The organism is Zobellia russellii, from assembly GCF_018728565.1.
Taxonomy (GTDB): domain Bacteria; phylum Bacteroidota; class Bacteroidia; order Flavobacteriales; family Flavobacteriaceae; genus Zobellia; species Zobellia russellii.
In genome coordinates this window covers 62,950-84,055 of record NZ_JACSOI010000008.1, presented here as the reverse complement: position 1 = coordinate 84,055, position 21,106 = coordinate 62,950, and the positions used below count along the sequence as shown (strand labels likewise).

At 38.3% G+C, this 21,106-nt stretch carries 23 protein-coding genes; 5 read left to right on the top strand and 18 right to left on the bottom strand.

Features of this window, described 5'->3' with window-relative positions; translation table 11 throughout:
* Window positions 1-18: 18 nt before the first annotated feature.
* From H9565_RS17140 to H9565_RS17130, 3 genes are read right to left on the bottom strand one after another with little or no spacing between them, the layout of a single operon-like run.
* On the bottom strand, window positions 19-1,062 hold the full coding sequence (locus tag H9565_RS17140; protein WP_215441478.1) for a 1-acyl-sn-glycerol-3-phosphate acyltransferase: 1,044 nt from the start codon (window positions 1,060-1,062) through the stop codon (window positions 19-21).
* Window positions 1,059-1,979 carry a bile acid:sodium symporter family protein gene (locus H9565_RS17135; RefSeq protein ID WP_215441476.1) on the bottom strand — a complete coding sequence of 307 codons (921 nt, stop codon included), beginning with the start codon at window positions 1,977-1,979 and terminating at the stop codon, window positions 1,059-1,061. The genes H9565_RS17140 and H9565_RS17135 overlap by 4 nt, the downstream gene beginning before the upstream one ends.
* Window positions 1,980-1,983: 4 nt before the next feature.
* Window positions 1,984-2,322 (bottom strand): tRNA-binding protein, encoded by a 339-nt coding sequence (locus H9565_RS17130; protein ID WP_215441474.1) that lies wholly within the window; start codon window positions 2,320-2,322, stop codon window positions 1,984-1,986.
* A gap of 109 nt (window positions 2,323-2,431) precedes the next feature.
* Here H9565_RS17130 and H9565_RS17125 point away from each other — a divergent pair, with 109 nt between their 5' ends.
* Entirely contained in the window at window positions 2,432-2,989 is a 558-nt protein-coding gene (locus H9565_RS17125) for a thioredoxin family protein (RefSeq protein WP_215441472.1), read from the top strand.
* A gap of 22 nt (window positions 2,990-3,011) precedes the next feature.
* Here the strand turns inward: H9565_RS17125 and H9565_RS17120 are convergent, their stop codons facing one another.
* Window positions 3,012-3,554 (bottom strand): YfiT family bacillithiol transferase, encoded by a 543-nt coding sequence (locus H9565_RS17120; protein WP_215441470.1) that lies wholly within the window; start codon window positions 3,552-3,554, stop codon window positions 3,012-3,014.
* Between the two features lie 109 nt (window positions 3,555-3,663).
* Here H9565_RS17120 and H9565_RS17115 point away from each other — a divergent pair, with 109 nt between their 5' ends.
* On the top strand, window positions 3,664-4,302 hold the full coding sequence (locus tag H9565_RS17115) for a peroxiredoxin (protein WP_215441468.1): 639 nt from the start codon (window positions 3,664-3,666) through the stop codon (window positions 4,300-4,302).
* A gap of 300 nt (window positions 4,303-4,602) precedes the next feature.
* Window positions 4,603-4,797, top strand: a complete 195-nt coding sequence (locus tag H9565_RS17110; protein ID WP_013994176.1) for a cold-shock protein — start codon at window positions 4,603-4,605, stop codon at window positions 4,795-4,797.
* Between the two features lie 530 nt (window positions 4,798-5,327).
* Here the strand turns inward: H9565_RS17110 and H9565_RS17105 are convergent.
* The 3 genes from H9565_RS17105 to H9565_RS17095 form a co-directional block, all read right to left on the bottom strand.
* Window positions 5,328-6,260: a peptidylprolyl isomerase gene (locus H9565_RS17105; RefSeq protein ID WP_215441466.1), complete on the bottom strand. Its 933-nt coding sequence runs from the start codon at window positions 6,258-6,260 to the stop codon at window positions 5,328-5,330.
* 107 nt (window positions 6,261-6,367) lie between these two features.
* The gene (locus H9565_RS17100; RefSeq protein ID WP_215441464.1) at window positions 6,368-7,750 is read right to left on the bottom strand and encodes a M20/M25/M40 family metallo-hydrolase; all 1,383 of its coding nucleotides are present in this window, start codon (window positions 7,748-7,750) and stop codon (window positions 6,368-6,370) included.
* Complete coding sequence (locus H9565_RS17095) at window positions 7,747-8,631, bottom strand: PPK2 family polyphosphate kinase (RefSeq protein ID WP_215441462.1); 885 nt, start codon at window positions 8,629-8,631, stop codon at window positions 7,747-7,749. The genes H9565_RS17100 and H9565_RS17095 overlap by 4 nt, the downstream gene beginning before the upstream one ends.
* Window positions 8,632-8,831: 200 nt before the next feature.
* On the opposite strand from H9565_RS17095, the gene H9565_RS17090 reads away from it, so the two are divergent.
* A complete protein-coding gene (locus H9565_RS17090; protein ID WP_215441460.1) occupies window positions 8,832-9,518 on the top strand; it encodes a hypothetical protein in 687 nt (228 codons plus the stop codon).
* Between the two features lie 40 nt (window positions 9,519-9,558).
* Here the strand turns inward: H9565_RS17090 and H9565_RS17085 are convergent, their stop codons facing one another.
* The 10 genes from H9565_RS17085 to H9565_RS17040 all read right to left on the bottom strand — a co-directional run bounded on the left by H9565_RS17085 (window position 9,559) and on the right by H9565_RS17040 (window position 19,129).
* Window positions 9,559-10,722, bottom strand: coding sequence for a sigma-54-dependent transcriptional regulator (locus tag H9565_RS17085; RefSeq protein ID WP_215441459.1), 1,164 nt, complete (start codon window positions 10,720-10,722; stop codon window positions 9,559-9,561).
* Between the two features lie 12 nt (window positions 10,723-10,734).
* Window positions 10,735-11,610 carry a DUF6268 family outer membrane beta-barrel protein gene (locus H9565_RS17080; protein WP_215441457.1) on the bottom strand — a complete coding sequence of 292 codons (876 nt, stop codon included), beginning with the start codon at window positions 11,608-11,610 and terminating at the stop codon, window positions 10,735-10,737.
* Window positions 11,603-12,538, bottom strand: coding sequence for a mechanosensitive ion channel family protein (locus tag H9565_RS17075; RefSeq protein ID WP_215441455.1), 936 nt, complete (start codon window positions 12,536-12,538; stop codon window positions 11,603-11,605). Before H9565_RS17075 ends, H9565_RS17080 begins: the two co-directional genes overlap by 8 nt.
* A gap of 2 nt (window positions 12,539-12,540) precedes the next feature.
* Window positions 12,541-13,869, bottom strand: coding sequence for an ABC transporter permease (locus H9565_RS17070; protein ID WP_215441453.1), 1,329 nt, complete (start codon window positions 13,867-13,869; stop codon window positions 12,541-12,543).
* Window positions 13,862-14,803, bottom strand: coding sequence for an ABC transporter ATP-binding protein (locus tag H9565_RS17065; protein WP_215441451.1), 942 nt, complete (start codon window positions 14,801-14,803; stop codon window positions 13,862-13,864). Before H9565_RS17065 ends, H9565_RS17070 begins: the two co-directional genes overlap by 8 nt.
* 185 nt (window positions 14,804-14,988) lie before the next feature.
* The gene (gene dnaJ / locus H9565_RS17060; RefSeq protein WP_215441449.1) at window positions 14,989-16,122 is read right to left on the bottom strand and encodes a molecular chaperone DnaJ; all 1,134 of its coding nucleotides are present in this window, start codon (window positions 16,120-16,122) and stop codon (window positions 14,989-14,991) included.
* 9 nt (window positions 16,123-16,131) lie between these two features.
* A complete protein-coding gene (locus tag H9565_RS17055) occupies window positions 16,132-16,677 on the bottom strand; it encodes a nucleotide exchange factor GrpE (RefSeq protein WP_215441447.1) in 546 nt (181 codons plus the stop codon).
* 203 nt (window positions 16,678-16,880) lie between these two features.
* Entirely contained in the window at window positions 16,881-17,846 is a 966-nt protein-coding gene (locus H9565_RS17050; protein WP_215441445.1) for a TIGR01777 family oxidoreductase, read from the bottom strand.
* Window positions 17,847-17,973: 127 nt separating this feature from the next.
* Window positions 17,974-18,633 carry a tRNA (5-methylaminomethyl-2-thiouridine)(34)-methyltransferase MnmD gene (mnmD, locus tag H9565_RS17045; protein ID WP_215441443.1) on the bottom strand — a complete coding sequence of 220 codons (660 nt, stop codon included), beginning with the start codon at window positions 18,631-18,633 and terminating at the stop codon, window positions 17,974-17,976.
* A 1-nt stretch (window position 18,634) separates the two neighbouring features.
* Window positions 18,635-19,129, bottom strand: a complete 495-nt coding sequence (locus H9565_RS17040) for a DUF4920 domain-containing protein (protein ID WP_215441441.1) — start codon at window positions 19,127-19,129, stop codon at window positions 18,635-18,637.
* 106 nt (window positions 19,130-19,235) lie between these two features.
* Between H9565_RS17040 and H9565_RS17035 the strand changes: the two genes are divergently transcribed.
* Window positions 19,236-20,300 carry a branched-chain amino acid aminotransferase gene (locus tag H9565_RS17035; RefSeq protein WP_215441439.1) on the top strand — a complete coding sequence of 355 codons (1,065 nt, stop codon included), beginning with the start codon at window positions 19,236-19,238 and terminating at the stop codon, window positions 20,298-20,300.
* A gap of 96 nt (window positions 20,301-20,396) precedes the next feature.
* Here H9565_RS17035 and H9565_RS17030 read toward each other — a convergent pair whose 3' ends face one another.
* The gene (locus H9565_RS17030; protein ID WP_215441437.1) at window positions 20,397-20,783 is read right to left on the bottom strand and encodes a pyrophosphohydrolase domain-containing protein; all 387 of its coding nucleotides are present in this window, start codon (window positions 20,781-20,783) and stop codon (window positions 20,397-20,399) included.
* Window positions 20,784-21,106: the final 323 nt, after the last annotated feature.

The following is a 21,106-nucleotide window of genomic DNA, read 5'->3' as shown; positions in this document are numbered from 1 at the left end:
TTGTTTCGTCATCAAAAATCAGTTATTACGAACATACGCCCAGTTGTAAATAAATAGGAACAATATTACCATTAGTCCTACAATACCACTGCACAGTAAAGCAATTACGGTAAACAAAAGTGCATAGTATACAGGATAGGCCAATAGCGCAAATCCAAAACGTAACGTTCCCATAAACTCAGGCTCCCAAACTTTAGGCTTGGCCCATTTTCGCCATATAAAAAGTATGGGGAAATTTAGAAATGTAAAAAGAGTATTAACCAAGATTCCTAGAATTCCTTTTTTCTTTTTTACAGGCTCCACAGATATAGAGCTATCTAAGGTTCCTACAACCTTATTGGTCTCAAAAGGATTCAAAAAATCTATATCCAAAGCATTCAGTTGCCCAGAAATGTTTTCATAGGCCTTTTCATCTTCAATATGTGTTGTAAGTTGCTTCAACCTATCGGATACTAGCCCTTTTACATTATTTACAGAACCTTGCACGTCATCAGCATCATACATAGTATTCACTAAAATACTTTTATCAAAGTATATGGCCACTTGATCTGGAAAGCCCGAATTGCTCTTATAATTAAGTCCTACGGGTACAATATGTATTTCCGTATCCGGCAATCTCTCTACGGCATTAAAAAGAATACGTGTAAAACCTTTACTCAAGGGGCGTACGCGACGCTTAATATTATGATTGGCTTCTGGAAACATTACAATAGCATGCCCGTTCCCGAAAATTTCCGCACATTGATCAAAAACCGCTTGGTTGTTCTTTAAGGCTTCCCTCCCATCCCTAATCCTATAAATGGGAATCATTCGTAAATAGGCAAAAAATTTCTTTAGCGTAGGTTTTGTAAACACATCTGATCGCGTTAGAAAGAAAGGTTTCCTATTGCAATCTACCGCAATTAGGAGTACATCTAACAATGCGCTTTGGTGGTTTGGCAAAAAGAGCACTGGTTTATTTTTTGGCACATTTTCCAGTCCTGAGACCTGTATTTTACCGTAGTAGAGATACAATCCGGTCTTAATCCAGGTTTTCAATAGTTGATAGCCTATATTTTTCAAGTCAGTGTTTCTGTTTTAATTGGTTTATAGCTCCAAACTGCAGCAAGCACAAGACCTGAGATCAAGTGCCAAATTCCCCAAAATGCGGCCAACAGGGCCATTCCGCCTAGGCCGTCAAAAAAGGAAAAAATTAAAAGTAAGCCCAGTCCAGAATTTTGAATACCCGTTTCTATAGTTATTGAGCGTATATTTCTTTTGGATAGTCCCATAACTTTCGCAAACGAAAATCCCGTTACAAAGGCCAATATATTATGCAAAACTACAATCCAGAAAACATACATTACATAATCATAAAATACGGCCCTATTGTTATACAGTGCCAAAAATACCAATAGTATAAAAAACACCAATGAAACCACTTTAAGAACTTTACCCAAAGTCCTTGCAAATTCAGGTCTTAGGTAGTTTACCCATATACCTAAAACCAATGGCAGTCCCAAGAGCAATGAAACCAGTTGAATCATTTGCCAAGGAGACAGAGCTACTTCCTTTAGGATTTGATGGGTTGGTTCATACAGACTTCCCCAAAACTGAAGATTTAAAGGCGTAAAAATAACGGCCAACAAGGTTGCCGCAGCGGTAAGACTAACGGACAATGCCGTGTTTCCTCCAGCCAAATGCGATATGAAATTAGAAATATTACCACCAGGGCAAGCCGCCACCATAATCATACCCAAAGCAATACTGGGTATAGGCTCAATTAACCATACCAAGACAAAGGTTAATAGAGGAAGTAAAATAAATTGACTGATCAGTCCCGCAAAAATGGGCTTGGGATTTTGGAAAAGGCCCTTAAAATCGGAAACAGAAATTTCTAGTGCAATGCCAAACATTACCAAAGCAAGGGAAATATTCAGTACCCATTGTGCTTGGGCATCAAAATTAAGTGGTACGTTATCTAGAAGGTTTTCTGTCAATCAGTTATGATATTTTCAATCCGTTGGCAACAACTGCTTTTGGTTCTAAAAGCTCTACATCTTTGCCGTTGACAGCACCCAATATAAGACATTCGCTCATAAAATTTGCAATTTGTTTTTTAGGAAAGTTAACCACTGCAACTACCTGTGAACCTAAAAGTTGTTCTTTGGTGTAAAGTGTAGTGACCTGGGCAGATGTCTTTTTTACTCCAATTTCCTCACCAAAATCTATATGTAATTGATATGCCGGATTTCTGGCTTCCGGGAAATCTTCTGCTCTTACAACCGTTCCCACACGCATATCTATTTTTGCAAAATCTTCCCAATTTATCGTTTTCTCCATGTTATAAAAAAATTAACCCACTTCTAGAAGATGAAGGTAAAAATAGATTACGGTTTGGCAAAGACACTCAAAATTCTTTTTATAACTTTAAGCTTTAAACATAATAAAAATGGCAAATACACCCAGTAACATGCTCCCGCTTGGCACTATAGCACCGGATTTTAACTTATTGAACACCATAACCAATTCCCAAGCCGGCCTAACCGAACTAAAAGGTAGCAAAGGAACGGTTATTGCTTTTATATGCAACCATTGCCCTTTTGTAAAACATGTAAACCCTGAACTGGCTAAAATGGCCAAAATCTATCAGACCAAAGGAATAGGTTTCATTGCCATCTCAAGTAACGATGTTATAAACTACCCACAGGATGCACCACATCTCATGAAAAAAACAGCTCAAGAAGAAGGGTATACTTTTCCTTATTTGTATGATGAAACACAAGCTGTAGCTCAAGCTTACGATGCCGCCTGTACTCCTGATTTTTATGTATTTGATGCCGATTTAAAGTTGGTATACCGTGGGCAGTTTGATGATTCCAGACCTGGAAATGGAATACCCGTAACCGGGAATGACCTAAAAAATGCCCTTGATGCCTTAATAAATAATACGCCGGTAAATGCACTCCAAAAACCAAGTATTGGCTGTAATATAAAATGGAAAAAATAGTCCCCAACTTTTGGATTACCGGCTACCAGCCCTTTCTCTCTATTAAATTAAAAATTTGGGCAAAATGATGTCTTCCATGCCATGCATAATGACCAATATTAAGGTCTAGAGGTACTTGAACATTTCCGCTGGGATGGGTAAATGTTCTTTGGAGTTGTACATTTGAGAGTCCCTTTAACAAGTGAACCAGTTTACCGTGCACCGCCTTTAAATGATCAAGTGATAGCTGAATAGGTGCCGTTCTAGTATCAAAAAGTTCGGCCCAAGCTTTTTCATCGTAAGCTTTTATGACGGGATTATCCTCTGTTAGTGCCCATTTAAAACGAATATAGCTGTTGTGGTGACTGTCTGCAATATGATGCACCGTTTGTCTTACCGTCCACCCCTCAGGACGGTATGGTGTCTCTAACTGTTCTTCGGTTAAATTCTTGACCAAATTCTCCAATTCTTGAGGAATCATCTCCAAAACATGAATCCATTCTTTTATGTGTTCATGGGTTATTTGCGCAGGCGCCTCAAATTTTCCTATTGGGTATTTTAACTGTTCCAACTCGTTCTTTTCCATGCTTTAAAAGTAAGAAACTTTAATACATTTTTAACCATAAAATTAAGGTTGTGCTTCATTAATCTACTAAATTTATAGGATTAAATTTCAACCCTAAAAACATATTATAATGGCAACAATACGATTGGGCGATAAAGCCCCTAACTTTACGGCAGACAGTTCCATAGGCGAAATTAACCTATACGATTATCTAGGTGATAGCTGGGGAATTCTATTTTCCCACCCTGCAGACTTTACACCGGTTTGTACTACGGAATTAGGTACCGCTGCACAATTTAAAGGCGAATTTGATAAACGTAACGTTAAAATGATTGCACTGAGTGTAGATGGTGCCGCATCTCATGTAGAGTGGATCAAAGACATTAATGAAGTTCAGAATACTAATGTAGAATTTCCGATTATAGCAGATGAAGACCGAAAGGTTTCCGATTTATATGACATGATTCACCCAAAAGCGGATAGTACACTAACTGTACGTTCCGTATTTATTATTGCTCCGGACAGAACGGTTAAACTTATGTTGACCTACCCTGCTTCTACGGGTCGTAATTTTTATGAATTGTTACGGGTTATTGACTCATTACAACTTACTGCAAATCATAAGGTAGCAACACCCGCTAACTGGAAAAATGGTGAAGACGTTGTTGTTAGCCCGGCAATTTCTACAGAAGATGCCAAAACAATTTTTAGTAAAGGCGTTAATGAAGTAAAACCTTATTTACGTATGACACCGGACCCAACTGCATAAAAAGGTCCTTTAATATTTTTACAGAGCCATCTACTTTTTAATTAAAATAGATGGCTTTATCATTTCTAAAATTCTTACATAAAAAAGTAGCTTAACTTACTAGGTCCAAACTAAAAAACTTTACTGGATACTTAACGATAGGATGTAAGAAACTCAAAGAAAAGCTATTAGGTAGGTTTTGGCAAAAACAGAAAGTTTAACCCTAACCCTCAGTTAAAGTAAAGATAACTTGGTAAAAATCATTGAATTAATTTTTTATAGTTATCTTTGCGGCATAATTTAATTTAATTTTTTTGTATTATGAGTAAAGGAACAGTAAAATTCTTCAATGATTCCAAAGGTTACGGATTTATCACTGAAGATGGTTCAAGCGAAGATCACTTTGTACACATTTCTGGTTTAATCGATGAAATTCGTGAAGGTGACGTTGTAGAATTTGAGCTACAACAAGGTAAAAAAGGACTGAACGCGGTAAATGTGAAAGTAGTTGACTAAGAAAGACGCAAAAACTTTTTTTATACAAAAGCCCTGTTACCAATGGTAACGGGGCTTTTTTCTTTCCCACATACAAGAAATTCTATTTTTGTCGTAATTTTCGTACATTTGTTTTTAAGTTTTTAACGCAACCCTTTTACTTATTGTGCGTCTAGTTAGAAACTAGGTTTTCCCCACTTAACCAAACAATAGAATATGCTTACTTTTTTTGGTATTATTTTCGTATTGCTTGTAGTAAATATTGTTTTACTCATATTAAGCACAAATAGAGCCAAGAACTCCCGATAATCATTATTGGCGGGGGCATTGATTCTTTAGCAGAGCGACCTAAAAATTGCGCTGCCCTTCCTTCTTTTGTTTTTTTCCAGCATAAATTTCAGCGTTTATATAACTCCACCTGCTTTTACATAGGCTGACAAAGCTTAGAATAAACTCTTTATTCTAAGTACAGCTTCCACCTATAACATAAAAAAGCCCTGACATTTCTGCCAAGGCTTTGTATACTGTAACAAAGAATAAATTACTTTTCTTTATTTCACATCCATCAATTCTACATCAAATAATAATGTGGCATTAGGAGGAATAACCCCACCTGCACCAGCACTACCATATCCTAAACTAGACGGAATAACCAATCTTGCTTTGTCTCCTACTTGCAGAAGTTGAATACCTTCATCCCATCCTGGGATTACTTGGCCAACCCCTAATTGAAAATCAATAGGTTGATTACGCTTGTACGAAGAATCAAAAACTTGGCCGTTCACTAAAGAACCTTCATAGTGTACTGATACGGTTTTACCATTTTCAGCTTGCACACCACTCCCTTTTTGAATCATTTTGTAACGTAACCCACTTGCAGTTTCATCAAAACCTGCAGCTATTTTATCTAATTCTGCAGCTTGCTTTGCTTTCTCTTCCGCTAGGCGCTCTTCCTTGGAACTTTTAAATTTTTCAAAACTAGCCAGTGCATCCCAATTTTGGGCTTCATCACCTACACGAACAATCTCTAAACTATTTATTTTATCGCCTTGAGCAATAGCATCAACCACATCTTGACCACTTTCTACATGACCAAACACAGTATGTTTATTATCTAACCACGGTGTTGGCACATGCGTAATGAAAAACTGGCTACCGTTGGTTCCAGGACCGGCGTTAGCCATAGAAAGTACTCCTGGTGCAGAATGGTTTAAGTCCGGATGAAATTCGTCATCAAATTTATAACCGGCATCACCTGTACCTGTTCCTTGAGGGCATCCGCCTTGTATCATAAAATCAGGAATTACCCTATGGAATTTTAATCCATCATAATAAGGTTCACCTGCTGCTTTTGCAGTATTTTCTTGTTTTCCTTCGGCAAGGGCAACAAAGTTACCTACCGTACCCGGAGTTTTATCATGGGTGAGTTTTACTACTACTTCACCTTTGTCCGTATTGAATTTTGCGTAGATTCCGTCTTGCATTTTTCATTTTTTTAATGAGCGGCAAAGATAAGCAAATTTGTTCGGAAAAATTGGAGGGAAAAGTCTCCTTACAACTATTCCGTTACGCTCCCAAATCAGTTAAAAAATTACTTTACAATACCATATTTATCAAACAAATACACTAAACTGGCCATACTGGCGGCACCTAGTTCCAGCTCACGTTTATTAACATGTTCAAAAGTATCGTTCTCTGCATGGTGATGCACAAAATAGCGTTGTGAATCCGGTCTTAAGCCGGCCAATACCATTTGGTCATCTTTTAACGGGCGAATATCCGCACCGCTATAGCCTTTCTCAAAAAGGTGAATATAATACGGTTCAAACAAAATTTTCCAACTTTGAACCTGTTTTAGGTTTTCATCGGAACAATCAAAAGAAAATCCGCGAGGGGTAAAACCACCTGCATCACTCTCTAAAGCAAAAACGTGTTTTTCTTTTTTATTGCTGGCTACCTCGGCATACTTATTACCACCTCTCAATCCGTTTTCCTCGTTCATGAACAAAACCACCCTTATAGTTCTTTTAGGTTTATAACCCGTAGTTTTCAACAAGCGTAATACATCCATACTCTGTACACATCCCGCTCCGTCATCATGAGAACCGTCTCCAAGGTCCCAAGAATCCAAATGTCCTCCTACTACCATAATTTCGTTCGGGAACTCGCTCCCTTTAATCTCTCCAATTACGTTAAACGACTCCACATCATCAAACTGTTTGCAGTTCTGTTTAAAATAAAATTGAGTATCCTCACTCAACTTTAAGGTTGTACTCAACAGCTCTGCTCCCTTTGTGCTAATGGCCGCAGCCGGAATCCTTTTTGACACAGGTGTGTCTCCATACCCCATAGATCCCGTATGTGGGTAATCATCCAATCGCAAATTCATTGATCTTACGATTACACCAACCGCTCCATACTTAGCGGCTTCCTCCGCTCCGGAATAACGTTGATCTACGCAACCCGTATATGCGGCAAATGTGCTGATCAGCGTTGGGTCCATAGGACGGTTATAAAAAATAATTTTGCCCTCTATTTTTGATTTGCCCAACTTTTCCAAGTCTTCTATTCCTTGTACTTCTACCACACCAGCTTTTAGTCCGCCCAATGGAGTAGCCACAGAACCTCCCAAGGCACAAATTGACACGTTTGTAGATAAGCCCGGACTGGTTTCAAAATATGCGAATTCAGGAGTGCCCCGTACCCATTTTGGAACTTTTACCGGCTGAAGCCATACTCTATCAAGACCCAAGGAATCTAACTGTGCCTTAGTATAATCTACTGCCAATTGCGCCTGCACACTGCCGGATAACCTACCTCCTATCTGATTGGAAAGGTAATTGAGCCAATCATAAGCCTTCCCTTTAGTAAGCGCTTGATTATATATTTTTTTTATTTGTTTCTCATCATCGTTCTGAGCGTATCCATAGGTACTAAAGATTAAGCCCAACAAGAGAACTATAACTTTCTTCATTCTGCTTCTTTTTCCAATTGTTCTTTATAGAGTGCCAAATTGGCCTTTATCTTATCGTCTAGCTCCGGTTCCTTAATATCCTTATACTTTTTAAGTTCTTCCAGTAAAACGGATGCTACAATAACCCGTGCCGCTTTTTTATTGTCCGCAGGTACAATGTACCAAGGCGCATGGGCTTTGGATGTTTCATTAATAGCTTCTTCGTAACAGTTCCGGTACGTATCCCAAAGTTTGCGTTCTTTAAGATCTCGCGGGGAAAATTTCCAATTTTTACGTTTTAAAGCTAGCCTTCTAAGTAATCTTAAGCGCTGTTCCTCTTTAGATAGGTGCAGGTAAAATTTAAAGATAATCGTACCATTTTCGGCAATGTGGCGCTCAAAATTATTGATTTGTTCAAAACGTTTATCCCAAAATTTTTGATCTATATCTGCTACCGAATGAATCCCAGGAATGTGCTCTCCCATAATATATTCAGGATGTACACGGGTTACCAGGACATTCTCATAATGTGTTCTATTAAAAACCCCAAATTTACCTTTGGCAGGCAAAGCTATGTAATGCCTCCACAAATAATCATGGCCCAGCTCCAACTCCGTAGGCACTTTAAAACTGTGTACCACAACACCGCGTGCATTAAAGTCCTTGAATACCTCCCGGATCAAACTGTCCTTACCAGCGGTATCCATACCTTGTAGACAGATAAGAACACTATACTTCCCATGAGCATATAGTGTGTCTTGAAAATCACCTAGCTCTTCACGGATGTTTTCTAAATCCTTTTTTAATTCTTTATCGGTCTTACCGAAATCCTCTCTCGTGGGCCGCTCTAGAAGTTTAACCTTCCCGTCCACTCTAAATGAAGTAATTTTTGACTCGTACATAGGTTGAATATAAAACTATTTTACCGTTGAACGGTATCAAATGTTAAAAAAAATGACCGTTTAACAACAGAACTGCCCGGTTTATCCAAAATACCACACACAGTAGGTTGTCCATCGAAAAAACTGCAGGTTAACAAGCTGGCGTGCTTAACTTTACACCGTAAATAACCCCAAATTTTACAGCAGAAAAAGCCTAGCCTATGAAGTTATACTACTTTATATTATTTCTTTTCATGTTTTCATTTTCGCACTCTTTTGGAGCCACCCAAGATTGCGATTATGCCAACTCTAACTTGGGCTACGTAAAAAATCAGACCAAAAAAGCACTTTCTATGAAAGATTTGCAAATGGCTAGATTCTATACATTTAAGGCCCTAAATGCACTTGAAAAATCTAAAAATCAAATAGCGGATTGCGGTTGTGAATATGCTTCGGACAGTGTCATAGAGAATATTGAATATCTAAAAAATGCCACCAGAGCCACCTCTCTTGCCGGTACCCGTATATTACTTAACAAAGCGCTTGAATTCAGTAAAGAAAGTTTAGAAGCCATTGCCAACCATGATGAGCATGGCAGCATATATGGTTCCAATAATCTGGTCATGAATGTTGAAAATCCTGAAGAAGAAGTTACCATGTCCTTCCTTGATAATACCAAAATACAACAAAAGATAGATACTTCTTTATTGAAGTACAAAGCTTCATTGGACAAGGTTATAAATACAGTAGATTGTGCCGAAGCCAGAGCATTTGCACAAAACATCTATGAAAACTGTGAGCAAGAACTTCTTAAGCCGCACCTGTCCGAAAGTAAGAAATACTACAATCTAAAGACAAAAGAGATAACCGCACAAGCCTTGGAGCGTTTAGGTAAATGTGGAAGATAGAATTCTTCTTAACCTTTGCTTATTTCCATACACACGCTTGCTACTTGCTTGCGAAGAGTTTTACATCCTCTTCCGTAACTTCTTTTCCTCCCAAGATAATTAAACGTTCAACTACGTTTCTAAGTTCTCTTATATTCCCGGTCCAATCGTAACTTTTTAAAAGTTTTATGGCTTTCGCCGAAAACGTTTTGGAGGCACTGCCCTGTTCCGAAGCTATTTTTTTCGCAAAATGTTCAATAAGCAAAGGAATATCATCACGCCTATCGTTCAAAGCTGGAACCTGAATTAATATAACCGCCAATCTATGGTATAGATCTTCACGGAAATTACCTTCTTCTATTTCCTTTTTTAGATTTTTGTTGGTTGCCGCTATAACGCGTACATCTACTTTTATATCCTTATCCGTTCCTACACGAGATATTTTACTTTCCTGAAGCGCTCTCAGTACCTTAGCCTGAGCAGATAGACTCATATCACCAATTTCATCTAGAAAAATGGTTCCTTTGTTGGCCGCCTCAAATTTACCGGCACGATCGCGAACGGCAGATGTAAAGGCGCCTTTTACATGGCCAAAGAGTTCGCTCTCTATTAATTCCGAAGGTATGGCCGCACAGTTCACCTCAACAAAAGGAGCTGAACTTCGTTCACTCTTTTCATGCACCCAATGCGCAACCAACTCCTTACCGGTACCATTTGAGCCCGTAATCAGTACACGGGCATCCGTAGGCGCAACTTTTTCAATCATATCTTTAATGACGGTGATTTCTTTACTCTCACCTATCATCTCGTAATTCTTGCTTACCTTTTTCTTTAACTTCTTATTCTCTACCACCAATACTTTTCTATCCACCGCATTACGAACGGTAGTCAGAAGCCTATTAAGGTCCGGTGGTTTTGAAATGTAATCAAAAGCTCCTAGCCTCATTGTATTGACCGCAGTATCCAAATCTCCGTGCCCGGAAATCATGATAAATGGTGTTTCCGGTTTTATCTTACGAGCTGCCTCCAACACTTCTACCCCATCCATTTTAGGCATTTTTATATCACAAAGCACAAGATCATAATCATTGTTCTTAACTGCCTCTAGACCTTTAACTCCATCTTCCGCCTCTTCTAACTGATAGCTATCGCTCTCTTCTGAGAGAATCTTGACCAATACACGTCTAATTGCGGCTTCGTCTTCAATTATTAAAATTTTGGGCATAGTATCTTAATTTTAAAGTCCTATTCTAAATCCTGTTCTAAAATAAAAACTAGGGTTATCGTTTAACGTAAAAATATCATTTCTTTCTTCATCTCTCAAAACACCGTCTTGAAATACCGTATGACCAGCGTAGGCGTAAACGAACGTACTCGCCGCCAACTTAAACTGGTAACCTACCGTTACCAAGGCCGCAGACGAGGATACGGAAGAAGCACTTATCGTATTTGGCAGCACTATATTATTCTGCAAATTCACATAATACCCATCAAATATAAACTCCGTTTGAAATTGGTGTCTTTCTTTTAAATGGTATTTCATTCCCGTTTTGGGTATCCCAACTACAAAACTCCAGTTTTTATGAAAACGCTGTTCGTAATAAAAAATAGGAATGGGGACACGAAGTGCTACCGTAGAATTATAGGCAAGACCTAACACCATTATACTTGGTTTGTCTATATTTTTCTTCTCTTTTAAAAAACCGATTGTTGAGTTCACCGAAAAATCCCCATTCTCAATTGGGTTTGTTAAGGTAGATGACAAACGGGGCGTGACTACTCCAATAAAGCGCCAATTTGGATTGAATTTCCAAACATAGGCCATATTAAAATCCACTACATGAAACTGTTTTAACCCTGCATTACTGAACGGAAGCTCCCGCGCGAGATTATAGGCTAGACGGTTATACTCCGCTCCAATAACAAGGTTATTGGAATCCTTAACTTTTATTGGCACGTTTACCAAAAGCTTCATTCGGGACAACTCCGCATCGGAATTGTTCCTTGGCATCATCATGTACTCTAATCTTACTACGTCGGGGGTTTGTCCGAACCCCACAAAAGACCATAAAAGAAAAAAGATAATACGGGCACTAAACTTGCTACTATTCACCCTGTTTTGGTTCAATATTACTTGTATTACTATATTGAAACGGCTTTTGCTGAATAATATGTATATCTCTTTGCGGAAAAGGTATAGAAATATTGTTACTTCTAAATTCCGCGTCTAACTTATAACGCATTTCACTTTTTATTTTGGGGACACTAAAACTATCGTTCGTATAGAAATTAAGGGAAAACATTAAGGCCGAATCGCCAAAATCTTCAAAAATTACAAATGGTTTGGGGCTTTTTAACAGCCCTTTTTGCTTTGCAGCAATTCCTTCTAAAATACTGGTGGCCAAATTAACATCACTACCATAAGCAATTCCTATTTTAATCTGCTCCCTAGTGGTTTTATGGTTTTGGGTGTAATTGTAAATTATATCACTAATGAACTTGTGGTTGGGAATAATAATAACCTTATCATCTCTTGTAATGGCGCGGGTGGTTCTCAATTTTATTTCAAACACCTTACCTACCTTACTGTCTACCTCTATAATATCCCCAACATGGAGAGACTTGTCAATTATTATAAAAATACCACCTATTACATCTTGAAAAAGCTCCTGTAAAGCCAACCCCAAACCTACAAAAAGTGCTGCCGAAGCCGTAAGAAGCAGAGTTATATCTATTCCTGCCGCACTCATGGTCAAAAGTATGACCACCATATAGACAACGTACCTAATAAACTTGAAAACGCTAATAAACTTAAGCTTATCGTCTCCGGACATACGCCTGGTTAAAAGGGTACGCAACCATTTTAAAACCACTCCGGTAATCAAAAATGCAGCAACTAGCAAAAGTAGAAGACCAATGGTTATGTTAATGGTGTTCTCGCCTTCGCCATATTTGAGGCCTAGATTAAGAAAGTCTTTAATGGCTCCCCAAATATCTTCTTCTATTATTTCCTCTACTTTACTTTGTGTGTCCTGAATCATGATCAATATCTTAACCACTTGAACAATTCTTTGTAGGTTGGCTTTTTACCGTACATAAGGATACCTACTCTATATATTTTTGCCGCCAACCAAACGATACCTATAAATGTAACGATTAAAAGAATAATAGATGTTATCAACTCCCAAACAGGCACACCTCCTTCTCCAATTCCTCCAGGTAAGCGCATGAGCATAACAATTGGAGATGTTAATGGAAATAACGAAAAACCAACTGCTATGGGGCCATGAGGATTACTAAAAACCGAAAAGAAACCCACGTAAATGGCCAACATTAGAGGAAGAATAATAGGAAATATAAATTGCTGAGTATCCGTTTCATTGTCTACCGCAGCACCAATAGCTGCATAAATTGAACTGTAGATCAAGTATCCCAGAACAAAATAGATAAGAAAGAAGGTAATGAGCATTACCCATGGAATCTTGAACAATTCCTGAGCGTACAGTTGCATGGTATGATCCACGGAAGGTAACCCGCCCCCCATACTGGAAGCTATAGTAGCCCCAGTATTTAGAGCCACAGGATCAATGTCAAAAACCGCAAATGATATTAATAAAAGAATACCTGCGGAGATAATCCATATGGCAAACTGAGTGATTCCCGCCAAGGAAGTACCTATAATTTTACCCAGCATAAGTTGAAAAGGCTTAACGGAAGAGATAATAACCTCAATAATACGGCTGGTCTTTTCCTCTATTACACTACGCATTACAAAACCACCATAAATGATTATAAACATCATGATGAGATAACCAAAACCTCCACCAATAAAAGCTTTTATTTCATTGATTCCCTTAAGATTGGTTTCCCCCGAAAAGGTTGCGGTGTTCATCTCAAAATTTGCATCCATCTTGGCAAAATCTGCTGCCGAGATACCCATTTCGTGTAACCGTTCTTGCCGCAATCGTTCTTGGATGGTATTCTCCAAACGTTCTACCACCTGTGTAGGTGGAGCGTCTTTGGTATAAAAAAACGAATTTTCAGTTACTTCTCTTAAACTAGAGTCCTTAGGAAGGTATAGCAGCCCATCAAAGCCTAAACTGGCGACGGAATCTTTTGCTTCCTCTAAGGTTACATCACTAAACTCTACAAATGAAGTAGTCTCACTAGGAACAAAATCATTTGAAAAATAATCGCTTTGGTTCAATATACCGATAACCCTAGATTCATTATCGTTCACTTTGGCCAGATATGCAACAAGCACCACCATGGCAACCATAAGAATGGGACTTAAAAATGTCATTATTACAAAGGACTTATTCCGCACCTTTGCCAAATACTCCCTTTTTATAATAAGTGATAGCTTATTCATTTAGACCTTTACTTTTGCTTTGTACGGTTTGTATAAAAATTTCGCTTGTAGACGGAATGGTCTCTACAAAGTGATTGATGTTTGCTTTGGACGATAAATAGGTGAGCACCTCACGAGAATCATTAGTGGGTAATTGCAGTGTAAGATCCAACTGATTTTCTTCGGCGTCAAATTGGGAGGTGTTAATGGTAAATTTATCCGTTAGCTCTTTTAAGAGCATATCTGCATGCTGGGTCTGTAAGCCCACTTTAAAAACATTGTTTTTATATGCTTTTTTAATGTCCGATAGCTTACCGTCCAATATTTTTTCGGAACGATGAATCAGTGCAATGTACTCGCAAAGTTCCTCTACAGATTCCATCCTATGCGTAGAAAAAATAATTGATGTACCCTTCTCCTTCAACTTAAGAATTTCATCCTTTATAATATTGGCATTAATAGGATCAAACCCACTAAAGGGCTCGTCAAAAATCAATAATTTGGGTTCATGTAATACGGTTACAATAAACTGTATCTTTTGAGCCATACCTTTAGAAAGTTCCTGGATTTTTTTGTTCCACCAATCCCCAATTTCTAAACGCTCAAACCAAAATTTAAGTCTTTTTTTAGCTTCAGCTTTAGATAAGCCTTTTAATTGTGCCAAGTAGAGTGCTTGCTCGCCCACTTTCATGCTCTTGTAAAGACCCCGCTCTTCCGGCAGATATCCTATTTGTGCTACGTGTTCCGCCTTTAAGGGTTTCCCATCAAACAAAACCTCACCACTGTCCGGATACGTAATCTGATTTATAATACGAATAAGGGTAGTCTTCCCAGCACCGTTTGGACCTAGGAGTCCGTAAATACTATTTTTGGGAATCTCTAACGATACATTATTTAGAGCGGTATATTCCCCAAATTGTTTGGTGACCTCTTTAGTGACCAAAATATTATCCATGTAAGCAATTTTGTCAAAGATAGTTTTTTGTCCTCACAAGACATTGCCAATATATTCCTAAAAACAAAACCCACCCTTAAGCAAATAAGGATGGGAAAAAAATTGCTATGAAAAAGAAAATCAATATTGGAATACCAATATTAAATCAAATATACGTTTTTTATTTAAAACGCAATTCATATGAATTATGAGAACATATCTTTTACTTTTTCAAAGAAAGATTTGTCAGATTTCTCAGGTTTTGGCAAAAAGTTTTCATTGTTCTGCATTCGTTCAAAGAACTCTTTTTGCTCTTTGTTCAACTCTTTTGGAGTCCAAACGTTAACATGAACCAATAAATCACCACTACCGTAACCATTAATACTAGAGATACCCTTACCTCTTAAACGTAATATTTTACCGGACTGGATACCTGACTCTAATTTTATACGCACCTTTCCACCAACGGCATCAATTTCTTTGGACGTACCTAAAACGGCTTCTGAAAAGCTAATATATAGGTCATAGTGAAGGTTGTCTCCCTCGCGCTTTAAAGTCTCATGATCTACGGTTTCAATAGCTACCAACAAATCTCCTGGAACGCCATTGCCCGGAGCATCGTTACCCTTATTGGGCACCTTTAACTGCATACCCTCCTCAACCCCTGCAGGAATATTTATTGATACGGTTTCCTCTGCTACCTTAAGCCCTTGTGCATCTGCATCACTAGGCTTTTTATCCAAAACCTGACCGCTACCACCACATGTGCTACAAGTAGCTGCAGTCTGCATACGTCCAAGAATTGTATTGGTGATTTTGGTAACCTGTCCCCTACCACCACATGTTGCACATGTTTTATAGGTTACACCACTTGCCTGGATTTTTCTTTTAACCTTTATTTTTTTCTCTACGCCGTTGGCAACTTCCTCAAGCGTTAACTTTACACGGATGCGAAGGTTACTTCCTTTAACCCTACGTTGACCACCGCCACCAAAGCCGCCGCCGCCAAAACCGCCAAAACCACCTCCGCCACCGCCAAAAGCGCTACCGAAAATGTCTCCAAATTGGCTGAAGATATCATCCATATTCATTCCGCCGCCTCCAAAGCCGCCAGAACCGTCAAAAGCACCATGCCCAAACTGATCGTAACGTGCTCTTTTGTCAGGGTCGCTCAACACTTCATATGCTTCCGCAGACTTTTTGAACATTTCCTCAGCCTTGGTATCTCCCGGATTTTTATCCGGATGATGCTGCAACGCCTTTTTTCTATAGGCTTTCTTTATCTCTGCTGCGCTGGCACTTTTACTTATGCCAAGTACGTCATAATAATCTTCCTTCATCCTTGCTTTTTAGTTTCCTACTACCACTTTTGGGTGACGAATGATTCTATCACCAAGCTTAAACCCTTTCTCAACCACATCAACAATCTTTCCTTTAAGTTTTTTGTTAGGGGCAGGTATTTGTGTAATAGCCTCATGCACATCTGCATCAAAAGCATCGCCTATTTCGGCACTTACCTCTTCTAGTCCTTTAGATTTTAAAGTCTCACGGAACTTTACTCTAATAAGTTCTACACCTTTAAACATCTCTTTATCCTCAGATTTGGCCATCTCTTTTAAAGCGCGTTCAAAATCATCTAAAACAGGCAACATGGAAACCATAATTTCCTGTCCAGCGGTCTTAAATAAATCCATTCGCTCTTTTGAAGTTCGTTTCTTGAAGTTTTCAAACTCAGCAAACAACCGTAGAAATTTATCTTTTTCCTTAGCAAGGTCCTCTCTTAATTGTTCTTCCACACTTAGTTCTTCTTGCTCTATATTATTTTCAGACGTTGTTTCTGCTTGGTCTTTATCCAATACCTGATCAAGGTCTTCTGTATTTTGTTTATCGCTCATTGTGATACAATTTGAATTCTCGCTTTTAGGTTGGCAAAAGTACTGCCATTTCTTTAAAAATGTCAAAATGTCACTAAAAAAAGAAATCAAAAAAATATCTCCAAAGTTTCTACAACCCCAACAAACCACACCGTTAAATATTAAAGCAAAAAAATACCTGCCTAAGCAGGTATCCTATACTTTATTATAACCCAAATAATTTACTAGGGAATATATTCTTTTGATAAAGCTTTAATGTTAGATGTTTTAGTGCATTCCTTACTATTATATATAGCTTCCAGGGCAACACAAACATTGGGATAGATAAAATTGAACCCCTCTTCCTCTATTTTCTTGCAACTTACGCGCTGACTAGCAAAGAGTAGATAAGACATTTTACCCAAAATAATTCTCATAGCCATTCTTGGAATATTAGGAAGTATAACTGGCTTTTCTAGAACCTTAGCTATCTCTTTTACCAATTTATTATTGGTAACAGGGTTTGGCCCTACCCCATTAAACACGCCATCCAGACCATATTCTACAACAAACAAAAACATTCTTGCCAAATCCGAAATATGAACCCAAGACTGCCACTGCTCTCCACTACCAAATGCAGCTCCCACATAATTCTTAATTGGTTTTGCCATTTCCGGAAGCGCTCCTCCCTTACATGACATTACCAAACCTATTCTTACCTTGGCCACATTAAAACCAAAGGTATTGAAGCGATCTATTTCATTTTCCCACAATGCTACAACTTCACCTAAAAAACTATCATCAACCTCTGTATCTTCTTCGGTATAAAATTTACTTAAAGAATCTGGGTATCTACCAATTGCAGATGCTGATACGAAAGATGATATTTTACTGGTATCTACCTTTTCTAATGCCGTATATAAAGTCCTTAAGGAATTGACCCTGCTGGATATTATCTTTTTTTTATTGCTAGATGTCCATCTTTTAGAAATGGAAGACCCCGCCAAATTTATAATAGCAGAAACCCCAGTTAGACAATCCAAATCAATTTCGCCTTTATCAGGGTTCCAATAATACCCCTTGTATTCTGGCTTTGAAGAAATTTTACTTTTACTTGTAGTAAGGTAATTTACGGCAATACCCTTCCTTTGACATTGCTCCACAATCGCACTGCCCACTAGACCTGTTGCCCCTGTAATCAGTATTCTCATGATTCAAAGGTATAGCTTTTGCAAACTAGCTGACTATCATTTAATTCGGATTTAACACTAATACGTGCCAATATGTTAAGAAATGCCGATAACCCGTTTATAATTAACCTTTTATTAGTACAAACAGTTACTTTTTAGCCCTTAACATTTCTCTTTTTCCTGGAGGACCAGGCAGGCGTTCTACCTCAAAACCAACTGCTAACATTGCCCTTCTAACACTGCCTTTGGCGGCATATGTAACTAACACTCCGTCTTTTTTCATAGCACGGTACATCTTGGAAAAAATATCCTCTGTCCAAAGTTCAGGTTGCACCCTTGCGCCAAAGGCATCAAAATAAACCAGGTCAAAAACATTTTCATCATCAATATCCGCAAAAAACTTCTGTTCCTTTTTCAAGAGAAAATTTTCCGAAATCCGAACATCATTTTCCCATGGAGCGGTATGCATTTTCTCAAAATCCGACCTGAATTCTTCGGCTTTTAACTCGGATATATAATTGAGTTGTTCCAATTCTTCTGGTGAGACCGGATATGCCTCTACCCCCCTATAAGTAATTTCAGTGGGATTTTTCTTTGATTCTATTCGAGTAATAAGCGCATTGAGTCCCGTCCCGAAGCCTATTTCAAGAATATGTATGTTTTTTCCAAAAAAAAGAGATAAACCATGTTTTATAAAAACGTGATACGCCTCTTGAACCGCCCCGTGTTTTGAATGGTACTGTTCGTCCCAATCAGAAATCTGAATGGTCTTTGACCCATCGCCCGTTGTGATAATTTTTCTTTCCAAACTATTTATTTTCTATCAAAACACCATCTGCCTCAAAACCTAGAGTTTTTTTTGGCTCCTTGATTTTTGCGATTTCAGACTCAGACTTCCCCCCATCTTTTGCGTAATGTTTTTGGTCCTCTACGCTCATAGACTCTACATATGCATAACCATTAACGATTACTTCCTTACCCGTAATATCACTTGGCATAAAAAAGCCATAATCCTTAAAGCGGACCATAGTTTCCCGTCCGTCGTTCAATTGCAACTTCATCCAACAGCCCTTAACCTTACAAACATCTGTTACCGTAGCTTTAAATTTTGTGTGTAATGTATCCTGCACGGACATACCGCTAAATTTTCGGGCCATTTCGGCACTGGTCAATGCATTGGAGGCTTCCAAATTCTCGCCAATCATTTTATAGTTGACGCCATTGTAAGTTATCTCTTTGGTTTCTTGCCCACTACAGGCCAAAACCACCATAAAAACCGCAAGTAAATTGTTAAATACACGCATTTCCTATAAAAATTAGATAAGTACCGCAAAACTGGGCATTTTTCAACGAAAAAAGAAGAACAGGTAAGGATAAATCGTTAATTTTAATCCTTTAATTTAAAAAGTTATGAACTCGACCATGCAAAAAATCAGCATTGAAAAGGTAAAAGAATCAAAGATCGAACAAGTAGATTTCAACAATCTCGCTTTTGGGAGTGTATTTACTGATCACATGCTGGTCTGCGATTATAAAAATGGTGCTTGGGAAACTCCAAAAATAACTCCCTACCAGCCCATTAGCCTTGACCCGTCTGCAAAAATTTTCCATTACGGGCAGTCTATTTTTGAAGGAATGAAAGCCTACAAAGATGATAATAACAAAACGTGGCTTTTTAGACCGTTGGAGAACTTTAAAAGATTGAACATCTCCGCAAAACGTATGGCCATTCCGGAATTGCCCGAAGAATTTTTCATGGAAGGCCTAAAGGCGCTATTGGAATTGGAAGAAAAATGGATTCCGCAGACCGAAGGGAGCTCTATGTACATAAGACCTTTTATGTTTGCTTCCGGGAACGGTTTTCACGCTTCTCCTGCAAATGCTTATAAATTTATAATATGTCTTGCACCATCTGGATCCTATTTTTCCGGAAAAGTCAAAGTACTTATTGAAGAAAAATATTCGCGTTCCGCGAACGGAGGTGTAGGTTATGCTAAAACTGGTGGCAATTATGCCGGACAGTTCTACCCAACCCAATTAGCGGTTGAAAAAGGATACAATCAAGTTATTTGGACCGATGACCACAATCATGAATATATTGAGGAAGCCGGTGCCATGAACATTTTTGTTCGTATTGACGACACTTTAATTACAGGCCCAACAAGTGACCGTATATTAGACGGTATTACACGAAAAAGTATTTTGCAGCTGGCAGAACAAAAAGGTATTAAAACCGAAGTAAGAAAGATAACAGTTGCCGAAGTTGTTGAAGCCGCCAAGAACGGAAGACTTAAAGAAATATTCGGAGCGGGAACTGCTGCCGTAGTTTCACCAATTTCCGCATTTGGCTACAGAGGTGTAGATTATGATTTACCGGAATTGGAAAACAGTTTTGCTTCTCAAATAAAGAAAGACATTACGGATATACAATACAACCGTGCCGAAGACCCATTTGGTTGGAGAGTAGGGCTTTAAAATAAGACCGTTTACATAAAGTGAACATCTTATTATAAAGGATAAAAAAACGGGTGCTAAATTTAGCACCCGTTTTTCATTCTCATAAACGTAGAATTATTTCTCCAAAATTTCCGCAATATTAGGTTTAAAATAGTTGGGGCCTTTTAACACCTTACCATCTTCGCGGTAGATAGGCTTACCATCTTGCCCCAATTTACTCATATTACTACGTTGTATTTCATTGAACACTTCTTCTATTTTATGTTGCATACCGTGCTCAAGAATAGTCCCGCACAAGATGTAGAGCATATCACCAAGGGCATCTGCAACTTCTACCAGGTCATTATTTCTTGCCGCCTCCAGATATTCTTGATTCTCCTCATCCATCAAATTAAACCTAAGCAGGTTCTTGGCTTCCCCTAAATCTGCACGCATGGTTTCTGAGACCCCCAACCCAAACGAGTTGTGGAAAAGCGCTACCGCACTAATTTTGTTTTTCATATATAGTTGTATTGATTTAAAAATAGTTTCTGCCAATAATAGCGTAATTTTGCATAAAAATAAAGAATATGTTCACCACCGGACAAATCGTTTTTGCCGCGCTTTTTGCCATCTGTTTTATCGTAATTATCTTTTTGTCCTACAAAAAAGACAAAAAACTACACGCAAAAAACTACAAAGGGGTTAAATGGGTGGGACTTTTATTCATATCCTTCGTAGTAATCCTACTTTTTATTAAGCATTTCCTTAAAAATTAGGACAATATTTATAGTCTCGATAAAAACACCGCTTTTCACGACTAAAAGTTATTTCTTCTCGTATAA

Bases quoted from the DNA above. Each gene is read 5' to 3' on its own strand.
- H9565_RS17130 (WP_215441474.1), bottom strand. From the start codon at position 2,322: ATGGAGAAAACGATAAATTGGGAAGATTTTGCAAAAATAGATATGCGT.
- H9565_RS17125 (WP_215441472.1), top strand. From the start codon at position 2,432: ATGGCAAATACACCCAGTAACATGCTCCCGCTTGGCACTATAGCACCG.
- H9565_RS17120 (WP_215441470.1), bottom strand. From the start codon at position 3,554: ATGGAAAAGAACGAGTTGGAACAGTTAAAATACCCAATAGGAAAATTT.
- H9565_RS17115 (WP_215441468.1), top strand. From the start codon at position 3,664: ATGGCAACAATACGATTGGGCGATAAAGCCCCTAACTTTACGGCAGAC.
- H9565_RS17110 (WP_013994176.1), top strand. From the start codon at position 4,603: ATGAGTAAAGGAACAGTAAAATTCTTCAATGATTCCAAAGGTTACGGA.
- H9565_RS17105 (WP_215441466.1), bottom strand. From the start codon at position 6,260: ATGCAAGACGGAATCTACGCAAAATTCAATACGGACAAAGGTGAAGTA.
- H9565_RS17100 (WP_215441464.1), bottom strand. From the start codon at position 7,750: ATGAAGAAAGTTATAGTTCTCTTGTTGGGCTTAATCTTTAGTACCTAT.
- H9565_RS17095 (WP_215441462.1), bottom strand. From the start codon at position 8,631: ATGTACGAGTCAAAAATTACTTCATTTAGAGTGGACGGGAAGGTTAAA.
- H9565_RS17090 (WP_215441460.1), top strand. From the start codon at position 8,832: ATGAAGTTATACTACTTTATATTATTTCTTTTCATGTTTTCATTTTCG.
- H9565_RS17085 (WP_215441459.1), bottom strand. From the start codon at position 10,722: ATGCCCAAAATTTTAATAATTGAAGACGAAGCCGCAATTAGACGTGTA.
- H9565_RS17075 (WP_215441455.1), bottom strand. From the start codon at position 12,538: ATGATTCAGGACACACAAAGTAAAGTAGAGGAAATAATAGAAGAAGAT.
- H9565_RS17070 (WP_215441453.1), bottom strand. From the start codon at position 13,869: ATGAATAAGCTATCACTTATTATAAAAAGGGAGTATTTGGCAAAGGTG.
- H9565_RS17065 (WP_215441451.1), bottom strand. From the start codon at position 14,803: ATGGATAATATTTTGGTCACTAAAGAGGTCACCAAACAATTTGGGGAA.
- dnaJ (WP_215441449.1), bottom strand. From the start codon at position 16,122: ATGAAGGAAGATTATTATGACGTACTTGGCATAAGTAAAAGTGCCAGC.
- H9565_RS17055 (WP_215441447.1), bottom strand. From the start codon at position 16,677: ATGAGCGATAAACAAAATACAGAAGACCTTGATCAGGTATTGGATAAA.
- H9565_RS17050 (WP_215441445.1), bottom strand. From the start codon at position 17,846: ATGAGAATACTGATTACAGGGGCAACAGGTCTAGTGGGCAGTGCGATT.
- H9565_RS17040 (WP_215441441.1), bottom strand. From the start codon at position 19,129: ATGCGTGTATTTAACAATTTACTTGCGGTTTTTATGGTGGTTTTGGCC.
- H9565_RS17035 (WP_215441439.1), top strand. From the start codon at position 19,236: ATGAACTCGACCATGCAAAAAATCAGCATTGAAAAGGTAAAAGAATCA.
- H9565_RS17030 (WP_215441437.1), bottom strand. From the start codon at position 20,783: ATGAAAAACAAAATTAGTGCGGTAGCGCTTTTCCACAACTCGTTTGGG.